This is a genomic window from Azospirillum sp. UENF 111221 (assembly GCF_058780625.1).
Map to the genome: position 1 here is coordinate 717,337 of NZ_JBSNCH010000003.1, position 14,768 is coordinate 732,104.

General features: G+C 68.5%; 13 protein-coding genes and 1 pseudogene. 7 read left to right on the forward strand and 7 right to left on the reverse strand.

Going from position 1 to position 14,768, the window contains the following annotated elements; all coding sequences use genetic code 11:
• Window positions 1-26: 26 nt before the first annotated feature.
• On the reverse strand, window positions 27-1,448 hold the full coding sequence (locus ACWPN3_RS11380; protein ID WP_492242865.1) for an amidase: 1,422 nt from the start codon (window positions 1,446-1,448) through the stop codon (window positions 27-29).
• A 204-nt stretch (window positions 1,449-1,652) separates the two neighbouring features.
• On the opposite strand from ACWPN3_RS11380, the gene ACWPN3_RS11385 reads away from it, so the two are divergent.
• Genes ACWPN3_RS11385 through ACWPN3_RS11400 form a run of 4 tightly spaced genes read left to right on the forward strand, consistent with a single transcriptional unit; the run spans window position 1,653 to window position 5,608 of the window.
• Window positions 1,653-2,771: an ABC transporter ATP-binding protein gene (locus tag ACWPN3_RS11385; protein WP_492242866.1), complete on the forward strand. Its 1,119-nt coding sequence runs from the start codon at window positions 1,653-1,655 to the stop codon at window positions 2,769-2,771.
• 45 nt (window positions 2,772-2,816) lie between these two features.
• Window positions 2,817-3,863 (forward strand): ABC transporter substrate-binding protein, encoded by a 1,047-nt coding sequence (locus ACWPN3_RS11390; protein WP_109096691.1) that lies wholly within the window; start codon window positions 2,817-2,819, stop codon window positions 3,861-3,863.
• A 35-nt stretch (window positions 3,864-3,898) separates the two neighbouring features.
• Window positions 3,899-4,756, forward strand: a complete 858-nt coding sequence (locus ACWPN3_RS11395) for an ABC transporter permease (protein WP_492242867.1) — start codon at window positions 3,899-3,901, stop codon at window positions 4,754-4,756.
• Between the two features lie 15 nt (window positions 4,757-4,771).
• Window positions 4,772-5,608, forward strand: a complete 837-nt coding sequence (locus ACWPN3_RS11400) for an ABC transporter permease (protein WP_492242868.1) — start codon at window positions 4,772-4,774, stop codon at window positions 5,606-5,608.
• 6 nt (window positions 5,609-5,614) lie between these two features.
• Here the strand turns inward: ACWPN3_RS11400 and ACWPN3_RS11405 are convergent, their stop codons facing one another.
• Window positions 5,615-5,968 (reverse strand): hydroxyisourate hydrolase, encoded by a 354-nt coding sequence (locus tag ACWPN3_RS11405; RefSeq protein WP_492242869.1) that lies wholly within the window; start codon window positions 5,966-5,968, stop codon window positions 5,615-5,617.
• A gap of 26 nt (window positions 5,969-5,994) precedes the next feature.
• Between ACWPN3_RS11405 and ACWPN3_RS11410 the strand changes: the two genes are divergently transcribed.
• From ACWPN3_RS11410 to ACWPN3_RS11420, 3 genes are read left to right on the forward strand one after another with little or no spacing between them, the layout of a single operon-like run.
• Window positions 5,995-7,191, forward strand: coding sequence for an MFS transporter (locus tag ACWPN3_RS11410; RefSeq protein ID WP_492242870.1), 1,197 nt, complete (start codon window positions 5,995-5,997; stop codon window positions 7,189-7,191).
• Entirely contained in the window at window positions 7,188-8,594 is a 1,407-nt protein-coding gene (locus ACWPN3_RS11415) for an amidase (RefSeq protein ID WP_492242871.1), read from the forward strand. Before ACWPN3_RS11410 ends, ACWPN3_RS11415 begins: the two co-directional genes overlap by 4 nt.
• Window positions 8,591-9,349: a GntR family transcriptional regulator gene (locus ACWPN3_RS11420; RefSeq protein ID WP_492242872.1), complete on the forward strand. Its 759-nt coding sequence runs from the start codon at window positions 8,591-8,593 to the stop codon at window positions 9,347-9,349. The genes ACWPN3_RS11415 and ACWPN3_RS11420 overlap by 4 nt, the downstream gene beginning before the upstream one ends.
• Here the strand turns inward: ACWPN3_RS11420 and ACWPN3_RS11425 are convergent.
• The 5 genes and pseudogenes from ACWPN3_RS11425 to ACWPN3_RS11445 all read right to left on the reverse strand — a co-directional run bounded on the left by ACWPN3_RS11425 (window position 9,324) and on the right by ACWPN3_RS11445 (window position 14,765).
• A protein-coding gene (locus tag ACWPN3_RS11425; protein ID WP_492241211.1) for an IS5 family transposase occupies window positions 9,324-10,204 on the reverse strand; the annotation gives its coding sequence in 2 pieces (ribosomal slippage) (window positions 9,324-9,827 and window positions 9,830-10,204; 879 coding nt in all). The two genes, ACWPN3_RS11420 and ACWPN3_RS11425, sit on opposite strands and share 26 nt — an antisense overlap.
• Before the next feature lie 149 nt (window positions 10,205-10,353).
• Window positions 10,354-11,790 (reverse strand): dihydropyrimidinase, encoded by a 1,437-nt coding sequence (gene hydA, locus ACWPN3_RS11430; protein WP_492242873.1) that lies wholly within the window; start codon window positions 11,788-11,790, stop codon window positions 10,354-10,356.
• A 23-nt stretch (window positions 11,791-11,813) separates the two neighbouring features.
• The gene (locus ACWPN3_RS11435) at window positions 11,814-12,560 is read right to left on the reverse strand and encodes a maleate cis-trans isomerase family protein (protein WP_492242874.1); all 747 of its coding nucleotides are present in this window, start codon (window positions 12,558-12,560) and stop codon (window positions 11,814-11,816) included.
• 50 nt (window positions 12,561-12,610) lie between these two features.
• Window positions 12,611-13,950, reverse strand: a pseudogene (locus tag ACWPN3_RS11440) (amidohydrolase family protein).
• On the reverse strand, window positions 13,947-14,765 hold the full coding sequence (locus tag ACWPN3_RS11445; protein WP_492261386.1) for an ABC transporter ATP-binding protein: 819 nt from the start codon (window positions 14,763-14,765) through the stop codon (window positions 13,947-13,949). Before ACWPN3_RS11445 ends, ACWPN3_RS11440 begins: the two are co-directional and overlap by 4 nt.
• Between the last annotated feature and the right edge of the window lie 3 nt (window positions 14,766-14,768).

The following is a 14,768-nucleotide window of genomic DNA, read 5'->3' on the forward strand; positions in this document are numbered from 1 at the left end:
ACGGGCAATGCCGCAGCGCCGGCTCTTCAGTCAGGCGATACCGGGTCCGGCACCCAGCGATGGACGAAGCCGGCGTCGCGCTCCAACCGGTGGCCCAAACCGATCAGGCGGCGCTCCTCGCCTGGGCGCGCGATCAGTTGGATACCGAAGGGCAGCCCATCGGCATCGCCGGCCGGCAGCGTCAGCACCGGAAAGCCGATCAGCGTCACGATGGCGGTGACGCCGAGATAATCGAGGATCGTCTCCGTCGGACTGCCGTCGATGGCGGTCACCTCGCCATCCGCGTTCGGCCAGGGCATCACGCCGCAAGCCGGGGCCACCAGAACATCGATGTCCCGGAACAGTGCCGTGAAGCGGCGGTACAGCGCGGTTCGTGCCGCCTGCGCCTCCAGATAGGCCTGGGCGGTGATGCCGTTGCCCGCTTCGATGTTCCACCGCACAGTGTCGGTCAACCGGTCGCCATGCCTGTCCAGCAGCGGGCCGTAGGCGTGGCGGATCTGTGCAGCGCGCAGCGTGCGGAAGGTCGGCATGGCGTCGCCGCACTCCGGATGACGGTAGAGAACCGGCCCTGCGACACCCTCCAGCCGGGCAATGGCGGCAGCGAAGCGCTCCCTGACCGCATGCGACACGGTTGCGGCACCGAAATCGGCCGTGGCACCCAGCCGTGAGCCCACCCCTTCGCCGACACCGTCGGGGAACAGAGCCAGAAACGATGTCGGATCGTCGGGATCCATGCCGGCCATCGCCGCGAGCAGCAATGCGCAGTCAGCGGTATCGCGCGCGATCACCCCATGCGTCGCCAGCGTATCCCAGCCCAGTGGCCGCTTCGGTGCCGGGATCAGGCCGGGCGTCGGCCGGATCGAGGCGACGCCGCAGAACCCCGCCGGCACCCGCACCGACCCGCCGAAGTCGGTGCCATGGGCCAGCGGCGCCATGCCGGCGGCGACGGCGGCCGCAGCGCCGCCGCTCGATCCGCCGGACGTCAACCGGGGATCGAACGGGTTGCGCGTCGGCCCCGCCAGACGGTTGCCGCAGATGGCGCCGAAGCCGAATTCCGGCGTGTTGGTCTTGCCGATGACGATACCGCCAGCCGCTTCGATCCGCTCCACCGCGATGTCGTTCGTCGCCGGCACATGGTCGGCGTAAAGCTCCGACCCATAGGTCGTGCGGATGCCGGCGGTGTCGGTCAGGTCCTTGATGGCCACCGGCACGCCGTGCAGCGGACCGGCCGGCCGGCCGGTCTTCGCAAAGGCGGCATCGAGCATCCCGGCCCGCGCCAGCGCCTTGTCCGCGGCGACGGTGAGGAAGGCGCAGAGCGCGGGATCGGCAGCCGCGATCCGGTCCAGATGCACCTCCGTGACCGCGCGGGCTGAAAGTTCCCCATTGGCGAGACGCGCTGCCAGCGCCGCCGCGCTGTCCCGCCACAAGACATCACTCTGCACAGACATCGATCAATCTCCCGGCAATGGCGTCAAAAGCGGCATATGCATCCGGCCTGCGCACAAGATGGCGGCAATTCGGGTTCCGCAAAGACCGCTGGCTATCAGAAAACAATGCTATCATATTGCTAAATAACGCAAAATACAAAAACGGCATGCCGTTTGCTAAAGAGAAAGGCAATCGAACGGCAATGCGAAAGGGTTGGTGCAGCCATGGTCAGCGCTTCGCCCAACGGCCCGGCTTCCCCGCGCGGGCAGACGCTTCTTCTCGACGGGATCACCCAACGCTACGGCACATCGCTCGCCGTGAACGAGGTCACGCTCGACATCCGCGGCGGAGAACTCGTGGCCCTGCTCGGCCCGTCGGGCTGCGGAAAAACCACCCTGCTGCGGATCATCGCCGGTTTCCTTGCCCAGACGAAGGGGCATGTGATGGTCGGCGGCAAAAGCGTGGACGGACTGCCGCCCAACCGCCGCTCGGTCGGCATCGTCTTCCAGAACTACGCGCTGTTCCCGCACATGACGGTGGCGGAGAATGTCGCCTACGGGCTGGATGCCCGCGGCGTCGACCGCGCCACCCAGCGCAGCGAGGCGCAGCGCATGCTCGATCTGGTCAAGCTCGGCCATCTCGGCGACCGCACCCCGCGCCAGCTGTCTGGCGGCCAGCAGCAGCGCGTGGCGCTTGCCCGCGCGCTGGCGGTCAACCCGTCGATCCTGCTGCTGGACGAACCCTTTGCCGCGCTGGACAAGAATCTGCGCCTGGACATGCAGATCGAGGTCAAGCGCATCCAGCGCCTGTCCGGCATCACCACCATCCTCGTCACCCACGACCAGGAGGAGGCGCTGTCGATGGCCGACCGCGTCGCGGTGCTGAGCCAGGGCCGGCTGGAGCAATTCTCCCCGCCGACGGAGATCTACGACGCGCCCGACAGCCTGTTCGTCAACACCTTCGTCGGCTCGGCCAATTTGCTGGGCGGCGTGCTGGTCGACAGCGACCGCAGCGCCGGCCGGGTGCGGCTGGACGCCGGCGGACTGATCGAGACCCGCGCGCCCAAGGGCGATCTGCAGCCCGGCTCCCGCGTCACGGTCTGCCTGCGCCCCGAACATCTGAGCGTCGATCCTGCCGGGGACGATGCCGAGACGCTGAACGGCGTGGTCGAGATGGGGCTGCCGCTGGGCGCCACCGTCGTCCACGAAATCCGCGTCGGCGACGGCACCGCCGTCAAGGTGTCCGAACCGCGCATCCAGCGCACCGACCTGCTGGCGCCCGGCACCCCGGTGCGGCTGGCGCCGGTCGCCCCCCGCCTCGCCTCGGTCTTCGCCGCGGCCTGAATACCCCTCCGATCTCCCCTCTCCTCTCACCTTCTGGAGTGAACGATGCTGCTGACCCGCCGCAATCTGATGCAGACGGCGCTGACGCTGGGTGCCATGCATGCCTTCCCCGGCCTGACCTGGGCGCAGGCGCGCCCGCTGGTCTTCGCGACCTTCACCGGCAGCTGGGAGGAAGCCCACAAGGCCGTGCTCGTCCCCGCCTTCCGCAAGGCGGCGGGCAATGCCAACATCGTGCTGGACCCGATGCTGTCGGTCGACCAGATCGCCAAGGTCAACGCCGCCAAGTCCAACCCGCCCATCGACGTCATGCTGCACGATCCAGGCCCCGCGCTCCAGGCCATCGCGCAGGATCTGGTCGAACCCTATCCGGTCGAACAGAGCGCCTATTACAAGGACCTGATCCCGGCGGCGCAGGTCCCGATGGGGCCGGCACCCTTCTTCCAGGTGGTCGGCATCACCTACAACCCGGAAACGGTGAAGACGCCGCCGACCTCCTGGGCCGACCTGTGGAAGCCGGAATTCAAGGGCCGTGTCGGCATCACCAACCTGAACTCGACGCTCGGCACCGGCTTCATGGTGGAACTCGCCAAAATGCATGGCGGGTCGGAGGCCAACATCGACCCGGCCTTCAAGGCGCTCGAGGCGCTGCGCCCGAGCCTTGCCGCCGTCGCAGCCAATCCCGGCCAACTCGCCACCCTGTTCCAGCAGGGCCAGATCGACATCTCCCCTGGCAACTTCAACGCCATCCAGATCCTGAAGGCGCGCGGCGTACCCGTCGAGTTCGTCATTCCGAAGGAGGGCGCCATCGCCTTCAAGACGACCATCCACATCGTCAAGAACTCCCCCAACAAGGAGCTGGCCTTCAAGCTGATCGAAGCCGCCCTGTCGCCGGAGGTGCAGGCCACGCTGATGGAGGAGCCCTACCTGATCGTGCCGACCAACACGAAGGTCGCGATCAAGGGCGAACTGGCCAAGACGCTGGCCAAGGACCATGCGGAGATCGCCAAGAAGTTCGTGTTCCAGGATTGGGGCAAGATCAACGAGCAGCGTGCCGCCTGGATCGAGCGGTTCAACCGCGAAATCCGCGTCTGACCGCTCAATGGCCCGCCAGCCGGAGGAGGCGCCCCATGGCCGCGACGTTGCGCGACGTCACCACCTACGACCTGAAGCTCGCGGCTCCGCTGGCGGTGGGCTTCGTCCTGTTCTTCGTCACGCCGCTGGTGATCCTGCTGGCGCTGAGTTTCCAGACCGACCCGCAGGGCGGCCATTACGGGCTGACCCAATATGTCAATTTCCTGGGCGACAGCTTCAGCCTGGGGGTTCTGGGTTCCACCCTGTGGCTGGGGGTGAAGGTGACGGTGCTGACCCTGCTGCTGGGCTATCCGGTGGCATGGCTGCACCAGCGCTCCCCCGGCTGGGCCAGGGGCCTGATCATGCTGCTGGTGCTGCTGCCGCTGCTGACCAGCGTGGTGGTGCGCACCTTCGCCTGGGTGGTGATCCTGGGCCGCCAGGGGATCGTCAACGCCACGCTGGCCTGGATCGGGCTGATCGACACACCGCTGAAGCTGCTCTACACCGAGGGCGGGGTGGTCGTGGCGCTGGCGCAGGTACAGATGCCGCTGATGGTGCTGCCGATCATCACGGCGCTGAGCCGCATCGACCCGAATTTCGCCGACGCCTCGTCGGTGCTGGGGGCCGGGCACTGGCGGACCTTCCGCAAGGTGATCCTGCCGCTGTCGCTGCCGGGCATCGTCGCCGGCTGCCTGCTGACCTACGCCGCGGCGATCACCGCCTTCATCACGCAGAGCCTGATCGGCGGCGGCCAGATGCTGTTCATGCCGATGTACATCTACCAGCAGGCCTCGACCCTGCAGAACTGGCCCTTCGCCGCGGCGATCTCCATCGTCTTCCTGGTGTCGGTGCTGGTGGTTGTGTCGATCTTCAACGCTCTCGGCCGCCTGTCGCGCGGCTATGCCAACGCCTGATCCGGGGAGGCAGCGATGTCCGACTATGCAAAACCGGTTTCCGTCAGCAGCCGCATCGATTTCGACGCGCTCAGCTTCCGCATCGCCATGACCGGCATCGCGCTGATGGCGCTGGTCCTGCTGGTCGCCCCGACGGTGGTGGTGATCTGGGTGTCCTTCACCAGCGGCTATTCCCTGAAATTCCCGCCGCCCGGCTATTCGCTGCGCTGGTACGCCGAGCTGTGGAACGCCTGGCAGCTTCAGTTCGCGATGATGAACAGCCTGACGGTTGCGGCCTGGGCGACCGGCCTGTCGATCCTGCTCGGCGTTTCCGCCTCGCTCGGCATCGCGCGCTCACCGACGCTGACGGCGAAGGTGCTGGACAGCCTGTTCCTGTCGCCGCTGGTGCTGCCGGCGCTGGCCTTCGGCCTGTCGTCGCTGATGTTCTTCTCGATGATCGGGGTACCGGTGTCACCGCTGACGCTCATCATCGGCCACACGGTCGTCTCGGTGCCCCTCGTGGTGCGCAACACGGTGGCGTCGCTCGCCCAGATGAACCCGTCGCTGCTGGAGGCATCCTCCAGTCTGGGGGCGGGGCGCTGGTACGGCTTCCGCCGCGTCACCCTGCCGTTGATCCGGCCCGGCATCATGGCGGGCGGCTTCATCGCCTTCATGGCGTCCTTCGACAACGTCCCCGTCTCGCTGTTCCTGCGCGACGCCGCCACCGACATGCTGCCGATCCGCATGTGGCAGGATCTGGAAGGCCGGCTGGACGTCACCGTCGCGGCGCTGTCGGGCGTGCTGATCGTCGTCACCATCGGCCTGATGCTGGTGATGGAACGTGTCGCCGGTCTCTCCAAAAGGTTGACCTGACCCCCGTCACACACCGAGAAAGAGGGAAACCCCGTAGGGGGTGAACTTGAAGGGCAGATGCAGATGGCGGTCGAGGTCGGTGACGACGAAGCGGAACGGAACGATGTCGAGGAAGCGGGCCTGCTCCTCGGCATAGCCCGCCGCCCGCAGCCAGTCGCCAACATGGAACAGCACCTCGTGCGGGCCGGCTTCGATGCCGTCGCCGCGCACGGTCGGGTGGTCGAGCTGGCCGTTGGTGCCAAGCTCGCCCGCCGCCAGCAGCCGGCGTTCCGGGGTCAGCGCGTGAAGCTCCACACGCATGCCCTGGGCGGCGACGCCGCGCGCCACATCCACGCCATGGATCGAAATTCCGCCAACCATGCTGCCTCCGTCCTCGGTTCGCCGAAATGGTAGCCGAGACGGCGGCGGCAACGCCAGCGCCGCTGCTCCCCCCGCTCCTGCCGGCACTGGTCGGCATGACCGGTTTGCAGGCTTTGGTCGCGCTGGCCCTTTTCGCGCCGGGGGTGCTGGCACCGCGATTGGGGATCGACCCGGCGGGGCTGGGCCTGTTCACCACCACCGGCTTCGCGGTCGGAATGGCGGCGTCGCTGTATGGCGGCGTGCTGGCCGGGCGTCTCGGGCCGTTCCGGATCGCCAGCCTCTGCGCGGTGGCGGTCGCCGCCGCCATGCTCTGCGCGATGACGGGTGGGAGCGCCGCCGGGCTGCTGGCAGCAGGAATCGCCATCGGCCTTGCCTGCGGCCCCGAAACGCCGGCCAGCGCCGCGATCCTCGGCCGGCTGGTCCGGGAAGCCGACCGGCCGATGGTGTTTTCCGTCCGCCAGACCGGCAACCAGATCGGCGCCATCGCCGGATCGCTGGCACTGCCGCTCCTGGCCGTCGCCCTGGATCCCCGCGCCGGCTACGCGGTCATCGCCATGCTGGCGCTTGCCTGCATTCCGGTCTTCGAACGGCTGCGGCCCGTCTATGACCCATTGACCCGCAATGCCGCCTCCAGCTTCGGACTGGGTACGGCAGTGCAACTGCTGCGCGGCGACCCGGCGCTGCGGCGGATGGCGCTGGCGGCCTTCCCCTATTCTGCGAGCCAACTGACGCTGAACGGCTTTTTCGTGGTCTTCGCAGTGACCGAGCTGGGACTGGAGCATGTGTCGGCCGGGGTGGCACTGGCCGCCGGGCAGGCGGGCGGGCTGGTGGGACGGCTCGGCTGGGGTGTGGTGGCGTCGCGCTGGATGGCGCCACGCCGGCTGGTCGGGCTGCTGGGGCTGGGCATGGCCGCGGCGTCGATCCTGGTGGGATGGGCCGGCGCCGCCCTGCCCTTCCCGGTGCTGACCCTTGCGACCTTCCTGTTCGGACTGACCGCCAGCGGCTGGAACGGCGTGTTCGTGGCCGAGGTCGCGCGGCTGGCCCCCGCCGGCCGCATCGGCGAGGCGACCGGCGCGGTGATGGTCGGCGGTTTCGCCGGGCTGATCGCCGGACCGATCCTGCTGGTCGCCGCCGCCGCGGTCGGCGACCTCGCCACCGGCTACATCGCCGTCGGCCTGCTGGCGGCGCTTGCCGGCCTCAGCCTTCTGAAGGACAAGCGATGACCAATCCCCTAGGCGCTGCCACCCCACGCGCCACCGCCATTGCCGAAGCCGTGCGCACCGGACGCAGCAGCGCCCGTGCCGCAACGGAAGCGGCGTTGGCCCGCATCGCCGCCGGCAATCCGGCGCTGAATGCCTTCGTCTCCGTCGACGAGGCCGACGCGCTGGCCGAAGCGGATGCGGTCGACCGCAGGCTGGCTGCCGGGGAAACGCCGCTGCTGGCCGGGGTTCCGGTCGCGGTCAAGGACACCATCTGGGTCGCCGGCCGGCGCGTCACCCAGGGATCGCGCCTGTTCGCCGACTTCCGCGCTCCGGCCGACGCAATCGCGGTGGAACGGTTGCGCGCCGCCGGTGCCGTCATCGTCGGCATGACCAACAGCTCCGAATTCGCCTGCAAGGGCGTCACCACCAACCCGCTGTTCGGACCGACGCGCCACCCGCAGGACCCGAGCCTGACCCCCGGCGGGTCGAGCGGCGGACCGGCCGTGGCGGTGGCGGCGGGGCTGGTGCCTCTGGCACTCGGCACCGATGCCGGCGGTTCGAGCCGCCGTCCGCCCGCCCATGTCGGCGCGGTCGGGTTCAAGCCGTCCTTCGGCGCCATCCCCTACGGACCGGGCTTCGCCGAGCCCTTCACCGGCATTGCCGTGATGGCTCCCATCACCGCCGACGTCGCCGATGCGACGCTGATGTTCGAGGCGCTCAGCGGCCCCGATCCGCGCGATCCTGAGTCCATCGCCGTCGCTCCGGCGGACAGCCGGTCACCAAGTAGCCTGACCGTCGCCTACAGCCCCCGCCTCGGCCTGGACGCCCCGATCGACGAGGATGTGCGGCAGGCGGTCGAACATGCGATGGAGGTGCTCGAACGGGCGGGAGTCCGCGTCGTCCGGCGCGATCCGAACTGGCCGGCGGGGGTGACGGAAACGGCGCTGATGCCCTTGCAGCATGCCGGGCTGGCCGCCCTCTACGGCGACGCCTTCCGACGCGATCCTGCCCAATTCGATCCCGACATCGCCGTGCAGATCGAGCGGGGACTGACCCTGACGGGACCGGAGGTCGCGGCGGCGCAGTTGCTTGGCGTCGAGGTCGCACGCGCGCTTGCCGCCTTCTTCACCGACACGGACCTGCTGGTCGGGCCGACGACGCCCTGCGTCGCATGGCCGCTCGACCGGCTGGGTCCGGAGACCATTGGCGGACAGGCGGTGCCGCCACGCGCGCATGCCGTCTTCACCCCGTTGTTCAACCACGCCAAGGTTCCCGCCCTCAGCCTGCCCTGCGGCACCGGCCGTGCCGGTCTGCCGGTCGGGTTGCAAATCGTCGCCCAGCGCGGGCAGGACCGGAGGGTGCTGCGCTTCGCCGCCTTCATCGAAAATCTGCTCGCCGGTGGCGGGCGAGGACTGGCCGGATGACCATGGACAACAACGCTCCGGGCGACGTTTCCGAAGCCGCCCCCCGGCGGCGCCGGATGGTGCCGCCGCCGCCACTGGCAGAAATGGCGGTGGAGCGCCTGCGCTCCATGATCATCTACGGCGAACTGCCACCCTCGGCTCGGCTGATCGAGCCGGAACTGAGCGAAAAGCTCGGCATCTCCCGCACCCCCTTGCGCGAGGCGCTGAAGCTGCTGGCGGCCGACGGGCTGGTGATGCTGCGCCCCAACCGCAACGCCATCGTCGCTCCGCTCGACGCCGACGAGCTGATCCATTTGTTCGAGGCCGAAGGCTGCATCGAGAGCTTCGCGGCGAAGCTCGCCGCCGAACGGATGACCGCCGCCGACCTGCGCCGCCTGCGCGGCTTCCAGGACAGGATCGAGGCTTTGCAGGGAGCCGGCGCGCTGGAGGAGTATTTCTCCATCAACCAGAAGATCCACCGGCTGATCGTGTCGGGCGCCAAGAATCCGGCTCTGGTGGACGCGCATGACCGGCTGCTCGGCCGGCTGGCGCGGGCGCGCTATTTCGCGCTGGGCGCCCAGGGCCGCTGGAAGGAATCGGTGCTGGAGCACCGCGAGATCCTGGCGGCGATGGAGGCCCGCGACGGCGAGACCGCCCAGCGCCTGTTCATGCACCATGTCGGCCGTACCGGCGAGGTGGTGGCTGCAGCCTGCGCGTCGCCCAGAAATCCCCTCTCCCCCGGGGAGAGGGTTAGGTCCTGTCTGACGGCCTACTGACGCGCAGGCATCGCTGGATCATGGCGAGCCTGATGAAGGTCATGTAGTTGACGGCAAGCTTGTCATGTCGCGTGGCAACGGATCGGCATCCTTTGAGCCATCCGATGCCACGCTCGACGACGTTTCGTCGCCGGTATGCCTCCCGATCGAACCGAGGCGGCCTGCCGCGGTGGGTTCGCCTGCGTTCGTCCTTGCGCATGGCAATGACCGGTTCGATGTGGCGGCGTCGCAGGTACTGACGAAAGCGATTGGCGCTGTAGCCCTTGTCGCCAGCCAGCTTTCGAGGCTTGGTGCGTCGGCGCCCTCGGCGGGTGGGCAAGCTGACCGCCTCCAAGGCGGCGACGGCGAAGGAGATTTCCTGAAGCTGACCTGCGCTCAGCACGGCGGCCAGCGGCAGGCCGTTGCCATCGGTCACCAAATGGATTTTGGTCCCGAAGCCCCCGCGGGAGCGGCCGAGTGCGTGGTCGGCCGGCTCGTCCGAGCCCCCCTTTTTCCGCCCCCAGCCGCCGAGCGACTGGCCCGGATGCTGGTGCCGTCGATGCACCAGAGGTCCACATCGATCCGACCATCCGCATCAAGCTGCAAGCGCAGCCGGTCGAGGATCCGCTCGAACAGCCCGTCGCAACGCCATCGCACAAAGCGTTCGTAGATCGTCTGCCAGGGGCCGTAGCGTTCGGGAATGTCCCGCCATTGGGCGCCGGTGTTCAGCTTCCACATCAGCCCATCAACCACTTGACGGTGATCCCGCCACACACCGCCACCTCGCGGATTCGACCGCGGCATCAAATCCGCGATCCGATCCCACTGCGCATCGCTCAGTTCGTAGCGTCGCAGCCCTGTCGCATCGTAAGCCATCAAACTGACCTTGGGCTCTAAACCACAACGTCAATAGGCTCGTCAGACAGGACCTAGGGTGAGGGGGTTTCGCGGCGGCCCTTTACCGGGAATCGATCCCGTGCATCCCCCTCACCCCGCCCCTCTCCCCAGGGGGGAGAGGGAGTAAATCAGAACGGCAGGACCGGCGCCGGGGCGCTCTTGGGACGGGCGGGCGCCGGCAGAGCACAGGGCAGGAACAGGCCGCGGCCAGGCTCGGCCAGAAGCGCGCCGTCGCGGCACACCACCGCCCCGCGCGAGATCGTCGCCACCGGCCAGCCGGTGACCTCCATCCCCTCATAGGGGGTGTAGTCCACATTGTGGTGCAGCATGGCGTTCGTGACCGTGACCCGGCGGTTCGGATCCCACAAGGCGATGTCGGCGTCGGCCCCCACCGCGATGGTGCCCTTGCGCGGATGCAGCCCATACATGCGGGCAGGATTGGTGGCGGTCAGCTCCACGAACTTGGTCAGTTCCATCCGCCCGGTCATCACGCCTGCGGAGAACAGCAGCGGCAGGCGGGTCTCCACCCCCGGGATGCCGTTGGGCACGCAACGGAAGGGCGCCTGTTCGCCATGGACCTTCTTGCCGCCCGGCCCGTCGAAATGGAACGGCGCATGGTCCGACGAAAAGACCTGGAAGGTCCCGCCGGTCAGCCCATCCCAGATGACGGCCTGATTGGCGGCATCGCGCGGCGGCGGGGAACAGATGCACTTCGCCCCCTCGAACCCCTCCCCGCCCAGATCGTCACCGGTCAGGAACAGATATTGCGGACAGGTCTCGGCATAGATCCGCAGGCCGCGCCCCTGTGCCCAGCGGATCTGCTCCACCGCGTCGGCACCCGAGACATGCACGATCAGGATCGGCACATCGACCAGTTCGGCGAGCGAGATGGCCCGGTGGGTGGCCTCGCGCTCCGCCACGCGCGGGCGGGAGACGCCGTGGAAGAAGGGCGCCGTCTGCCCGGCGCGCTCCAGCTTCTCGGTCAGCCAGGCGATGCAGTCGGCGTTCTCCGCATGCATCATCACCATGGCGCCCTCGCTGCGGGCGATGTCCAGAACCTCCAGGATCTGGCGGTCGTTAAGCTTCAGCGCGTCATAGGTCATGTAGATCTTGAAGGACGTGTAGCCCTCGCGGATCAGCGCCGGCAGTTCGTGGCCCAGCACCTGCTCGGTCGGATCGGTGACGATCAGGTGGAAGGCATAGTCGATGACCGGCTTGCCGGCGGCCCGCCGGTGATAATCGTCCACCGCCTCGCGCAGCGACCGGCCCTTTTCCTGGCAGGCGAAGGGCAGCACCGTGGTGGTGCCGCCGAAGGCGGCGGAACGTGTGCCGGTCAGGAAATCGTCGGCCATCACCGACCCGTCGCCGGTCGGCTGGTCGAAATGGACATGCCCGTCGACGCCGCCGGGCAGGACCAGCAGCCCGGCGGCGTCGATCTCCTCGGCTCCGGAGGCGAGACCGGCGCCCAGCGCGGCGATGGTCCCGCCGCGCACGCCGACATCGGCCTTGAACACATCGGACGCAGTGGCGACCGTGCCGTTGCGGATGACCAGATCGAACTCCATGCTCCCCTCCCCCGTTTCAGCCATCAGCCGTGCAATTCCCGGAACAGGCTGCCCCAGCCCTCGACCGGGCGGGTGTCGACGCCGGTCATGCGCAGCGCCTTCCACACCACGGTGGACACGGTGTCGTAGACGGGGATGCCCAGCGCCTTCTCCACCCGTTCCGCCACCGGGGCGCCGCGCATGTTGGTGCAGATGATGGCGATGGCGTCGGGCTTGGCCTCCGCCACCTCGGCGCACATGCGCTCGATCCGCTCCTCGGTGATCTCGGAGAAGGAAAAGTTGCCGCGGTCGTTCAGATGCCGCTCCGCCACCACCTCGAAGCCGGCAGCGTTGTAGTTGGCGACCATCCGCTCCTGGATTTCGTCGAGATAGGGGCTGACGATGGCGAAGCGCTTGCGCCCGGTCGTTTCCAGAATCTCGTTCAGCGCCAGCATGGAGGTGCAGGCCGGGATGCCGGTCTCGGCCGCGATGGTGCTGCATAGCCGGTCGTCGGCATCGAAGCCGAGCCAGCCCGCCGAGGTGCCGTTCCAGCCGATCACGTTCAGCTTGGCGTCGGCCAGCAGCCGGGCGGCGTCGAGGAAGGGCGCATCGGTGAACTGGTCGAGCGCTGCGGCGCGCAGCGAGATCTCCTTGACGGTGAAACGGCCGAAATGGGCCGACACCTCCGGCAGGCCGCTCAGCATGGCGGAGGTCACCGGCTCAAGGACCGTGTTGGACGACGGGGTCAGCATCCCCAGAAGGACGCGCTTGGTCAGATCGGGCGTGCTCATGTTCGGTCCTTATCGCTTCAGGCGTTTCTTGTTTTCGGGGTTTTTGGGGTTCAGGCCCGCGCCCACAGCGCGCGGGCGGCCTCGTCGGCCTCGACGCAGATCCGCTCCAGATCGGTGCGCAGCAGGCGGCCGTCCTCGACCAGGATTTCGCCTTCCACCATCACCATCTCCACGTCGCGACCCTGGCCGGTGTGGACCAGCGTGCCGAGCGGGTTGGTCTGCGGCCGCAGATGCGGACGTCGACTGTCGAACACCACCAGATCGGCGCATTTGCCAACGGTGAGCGTGCCGATGCTGTCAGCCATGCCGACCGCCTCCGCCCCGCCCAGCGTCGCCATCCGGAAGACGTCGGCCGGCTGCCAGTCGGCGGTGACGCCGCCCTGGCCGATGCGGCCGGTGGCGAGCGCCCAGCGCATCGTCTCCACCATGTCGCCATGCTGGGTGTCGGTGCACAGCGCCAGATTGACCCCCGCCGCCTTCAGGGCCGGGGTCGGCGCCAGCCTGCCCGAAGCGGCGTTGCATTTGGGCACATGCACCGCATGAGCACCGGCACGGGCCAGCTGTGCGATGTCGTCGTCATCGACATAGAGGCAGTGGGTGGCGAGAAGCCGGTCGTTCAGCATCCCGGTCTCCTCCAGCAGGGCCGCGGGAGAGAGGCCGGTGGAGGCACGGACGCGCTCCACCTCAACCCGGCTCTGCGCCAGATGGGTGTTCACGCGCATCCCGCGGGCCGATGCCTCGGCCGCCAGCGTCCGCAGGAAGCCGGGGAACAGGTGTCCGGTGCATGGGCAGCCATCTGCACCGCGATGCGCCCATCCAGCGCCCCGTGCCAGCGGTCGTGCAGGTCGAGCGTCCGGCGCAGCAGATCCTCGCCGATGCCGGCATCGAAGCGCCAGTCCCCCTGCGGCACGCGGGCGAAATCCACGTCGTGCACCCGCCAGCCGGCATGGACCCGCAGCCCCAGCTCGGCCACCGCCTCCAGCGTCGCCTCGGCATGGACGAAATGGTCGCAGACCAGGGTGGAGCCGGACAGCAGCGCCTCCGCCACGCCGAGCCGGGCCAGCGCCCGCGCTTCCTCCGGCGTCGCGTCGGTGCCCTTGGGAACGCCGGGGGTGTAGGACGGGGCGAAGCCGAGATCGGCGGCAACGCCGCGGACCATGACCAGCACTGCATGCAGGTGGGCGTTGACGAAGCCCGGCGTCACCAGCCGGCCGGGACGGTGCAGCGTGCGCTTCGCCGTCGGCAGCCCGGCAGAGACCGGAGCCAGGTGGGCGATCCGGCCGTCGCGGATGCCGATGGCGGCATCTTCGACGATGCCCAGCGCCGGATCGCCGGTAATGGCGGTGACGCCGGTCAGCAGCAGGTCCAAGGGGTGATGGGCCGTGGTCATGCCGCAGCACCCTGTCGGCTCGCCGCTACAGAGTCCGGCTTTGTGTCCTTACGCTGCTGCATCCCTTCCTCGCGGATCAGGTTCAGGATGTGGCGCTTGTGGTCGTTGAACTGCTGGCTGGTGATGTCGCGCGGGCGCGGCAGGTCGAGGTCGATCAGTTCGCGCACCCGTCCAGGCCGGCTGGTAAGGACGGCGACCTGGGTGCCCAGCACCAGCGCCTCATCGACGCTGTGTGTGACGAAGACGATGGTGCAGCGCTGCTTCTGCCAAATGGCGACCAGTTCCTCCTGCATGTCCATTTTGGTCTGGGCATCCAGCGCCGCGAACGGCTCGTCCATCAGGATGACCTGCGGGTTCAGCAGCAGGGCGCGGGCAATGCCGACGCGCTGGCTCATGCCGCCCGACAGTTCGGCCGGGAAATGGTTCTCGAAACCGCGCAAGCCCACCATGTCGATGTATTCCTGCGCCGCGGCCCGGCGGTCGGCCTTGCGCCAGCCCTTCAGCCGCAGGTGGAAGGCGACATTCTCCCACACCGGCAGCCAGGGCATCAGGTTGGCCTGCTGGAAGACCATGCCGCGGTCGGCGCCCGGGCCGTCCACCGGCTTGCCGCCGACCGTCACGCTGCCGCCGGTCGGCTTCTCGAAGCCGGCGATCATGTTGAGCAGCGTGGACTTGCCGCAGCCCGACGAGCCCAGCAGGCACAGGAACTGGTTGGGTTCCACCGACAGGCTGACGTCGTCGATGGCCAGCAGGTCGCGCTTGCGCTTGGCATCGCGGAAGATCTTGGTGATGTTCTTCAGCTCGATGGAGGCCATGGC